The 2,797-nt window shown below is 37.0% G+C and carries 4 protein-coding genes and 1 pseudogene; all 5 read left to right on the top strand.

Going from position 1 to position 2,797, the window contains the following annotated elements:
* A partial coding sequence (locus tag ACFILA_RS09275) for a crossover junction endodeoxyribonuclease RuvC (RefSeq protein ID WP_375661093.1) occupies positions 1-459 on the top strand: 459 nt, incomplete at its 5' end.
* A complete protein-coding gene (locus ACFILA_RS09270; protein ID WP_375661092.1) occupies positions 449-787 on the top strand; it encodes a DUF1376 domain-containing protein in 339 nt (112 codons plus the stop codon). The genes ACFILA_RS09275 and ACFILA_RS09270, both read left to right, overlap by 11 nt.
* A 3-nt stretch (positions 788-790) precedes the next feature.
* The gene (locus tag ACFILA_RS09265) at positions 791-1,924 is read left to right on the top strand and encodes a hypothetical protein (protein WP_375661091.1); all 1,134 of its coding nucleotides are present in this window, start codon (positions 791-793) and stop codon (positions 1,922-1,924) included.
* 273 nt (positions 1,925-2,197) lie between these two features.
* On the top strand, positions 2,198-2,527 hold the full coding sequence (locus ACFILA_RS09260) for a hypothetical protein (protein WP_375661090.1): 330 nt from the start codon (positions 2,198-2,200) through the stop codon (positions 2,525-2,527).
* Positions 2,514-2,797: pseudogene (locus ACFILA_RS09255) on the top strand (hypothetical protein); the annotation flags it as partial. The gene ACFILA_RS09260 and the pseudogene ACFILA_RS09255, both read left to right, overlap by 14 nt.

The raw sequence follows: 2,797 nt of genomic DNA, 5'->3' as shown, positions 1-2,797 counted from the left end.
CTTTGTTTTGATCTAGGTACCAAAACGGGGTGGGCGATACGTGGTGCAAGTGGTGACATATTCAGTGGTACCGTGAATTTTCAATCGCGCCGTTTTGAAGGCGGTGGAATGCGTTACTTGCGTTTTAAACAATGGCTATCAGAAATAAAGCAGACAGCAGGTCAAATTGAAGTGGTGTATTTTGAAGAGGTGAGGCGTCATAAAGGTACAGATGCAGCGCATGTTTACGGTGGTTTGTTAGCAACGTTAACGGCGTGGTGTGAACAGCATCAGATACCGTATGAGGGGATACAAGTAAGTACGATTAAGAAAGCGACGACAGGCAAGGGGAATGCGTCGAAAGAAGAGATGATTAAGGCGGTGCGTGCAAAAGGGCATGCGCCTTGTGATGACAACGAAGCAGATGCTTTAGCAATTTTATATTTAGTTAAAGAAAGGGAATTGGGGTATGTCCATTAAATTACCATGGACGAGGCTTTTTGCAGACAAGTGGCTTCTTACTCTTGGTTGTTTGTCGCCGACCGAGAAATGTATCTATGTCATGTTGCGACTTCTAATGCTCCGTACTGGTGAGCCTATTTTAAACAACTTAAGGGTATTAGCTCGTTGGATTGGTTATCCAGTAGAAGAGTTTGAAGCAGCTTTGAATTCCTTGATTGAAGGTGGATTCATCATACGTTTAGACAATGGTGGGTTGTGGAATTCAGAAGTTGAAAAAGAACTCAACAACCTCCGTGAAGAAGAGCTAGATAATTTCACTTGCAATATAATAAAGAAAGGGAGGTGAAGTATGTCAACTAAGTTGCCATGGACGAGGCTTTTTGCAGACAAGTGGGCAATAGTTGTTGATTATTTGCCTGCTGTAGAGGGCAATATCTATATGCGATTACGGTTACGTATGTTGCGTACTGGTGAACCTCTTTTTTATAATATTAAAGTTTTATCTCATTACACTGGTTATTCAGTGAAGAAGTTTGAAGCGGCACTGAATGTTTTGCTTGAAGAAGGATATTTCATTCGTTTAGCAGATGGTCGCTTGTGGAATTTAGATGTTGAGGAAGAACTCAATAACTCTAATGAGAATTTAGATAAAGCTTCGGAAAAGGCTTCAAAAGCAGCAAAAGCTAGATGGGATAAAAACAAAGATAAAAGTAATGATGATGCACGTGCAATGCATGAGCAATGCACAAGCAATGCATACGCAATGCACGAGCAATGCTTGGAAATGCACAATAACATTAACAATAACAATAACAAAAAAAATAAAAATATTATTTTATCAAAAAGAGAAATTGATTTTGAAAATTTAGAAACAAACGATTTGGTTGACGAGCCAATCGAGTGTGATGATGTTCAATCAGAGCAAATCAAAACGATAGAAACCAAACAACCAATCATTCGCGAGCAAAATATCAATCTTTCAAACGAAGTTAACAACCGATGGCAAATTAACGAAGCGATGATTGCGAAATTGCCTTCACGAAAAGTTAAAAAGGTTGGAAAAAAACTTTCAGAAATCTTTGACACGATGATGCCTGCTTATTTTCCAGAGAAAGCAAACTTTTTTGAAGAAACTAAGAAAACAAGCGAAAAACAAGACGTTGAAAGAATACTAGAAGATTTCAAACCCGATTTTCAATACGCAACTGAACAAGGATTAACGCATGGTGAAGCCTTATCAGAATTTGAAAAATTTGTACGCTTTTCAAAAACCAATCCATGTCGAAATGCAAATGAACGCGATTGGCAAAGCGCTTGGGATAATTGGATTACGCATCCAGAATATGGACTGGTAATTAAGAAACACAAAAAATTAGAAACGGAAAAACTATATGCAACCGCATGCTATAAATCATCATCAAACAATTTCGCAAATAAGCTTTCAGAAAGATTTAGCATACCCCCAACAGCGATCTACGCTTAAAGACACTTATGGATCAGAAATAGAGCTTTTTTCGGAAGCATCAGTCATGAAATTGTATTTAAAAGGATCCGAAAAAACAGCAAAGTAGTGAAATTTGCTGATGATTTTGAGAATAGAGATGCGTTTAAATTGACAGAAAGGCACCGTACAGAGCGATTTAAAGATTTTGTGATAAAAACCACATTGAAATTAAAAACGCTTCTGTACGGTCCATTTTGAGGCAAATAAACCCATTGGTAAAGTTATGGATTTAGATAGGGGATATTAAACCAGATGTTTTTAAAAAAACGTAAACAGAAAGGGCAAAAAAAGTGGGTTGCAACGGCGGTGGGGCATGCACCATGGGGATTAGGGGTAGCAGAGTATTTTTATAACCTTTACGAATATGATGATGGCACAAGAGAATACGAAGAATTTGACGGTGGTCAGTATCATGAGATGCCTGAGAATGTTGATTACAGTACCAAGGCGCAAGTGAAAGCTTGGATATATGGGGGTGGTATTCCGAAAAGCGTTCTCAATTACGAACCTCTTATAGACGAGATCAATAAAGAGATCAAAAAATTATCGAAAACCGCAGGAAATAAATATGTTTACAGATAAGCAGCTAAGAGCCTTGTTTGGTATTATAATTTTTATATTTTTATGCTTTCTAGGAATTAAAAAAAATCCCTATTTTATCCAAGGTATTTTGATATTTGCATCTTTTGGTTTGATAATAATAACAAATATTTTTGTAATTTTATGCAATTCTCATATTCCTTTTGAGTTGCAGAACAATCCAAAATACAAACGTGGCAATACAACAGGTTGGAAGACATTAACACGTGATTTACAACAGTATTTGCACAGACTTTTAAAGCTAATAAGTTT

This window comes from Bartonella sp. CL71SXKL (assembly GCF_042194935.1).
Lineage (GTDB): Bacteria > Pseudomonadota > Alphaproteobacteria > Rhizobiales > Rhizobiaceae > Bartonella.
This window is presented reverse-complemented; position numbering and strand designations above follow the sequence as displayed.

What these genes read in the sequence shown, in the direction of transcription:
- ACFILA_RS09265 (WP_375661091.1), top strand. Translation starts at nt 791, where the DNA reads ATGTCAACTAAGTTGCCATGGACGAGGCTTTTTGCAGACAAGTGGGCA.
- ACFILA_RS09260 (WP_375661090.1), top strand. Translation starts at nt 2,198, where the DNA reads ATGTTTTTAAAAAAACGTAAACAGAAAGGGCAAAAAAAGTGGGTTGCA.
- ACFILA_RS09270 (WP_375661092.1), top strand. Translation starts at nt 449, where the DNA reads ATGTCCATTAAATTACCATGGACGAGGCTTTTTGCAGACAAGTGGCTT.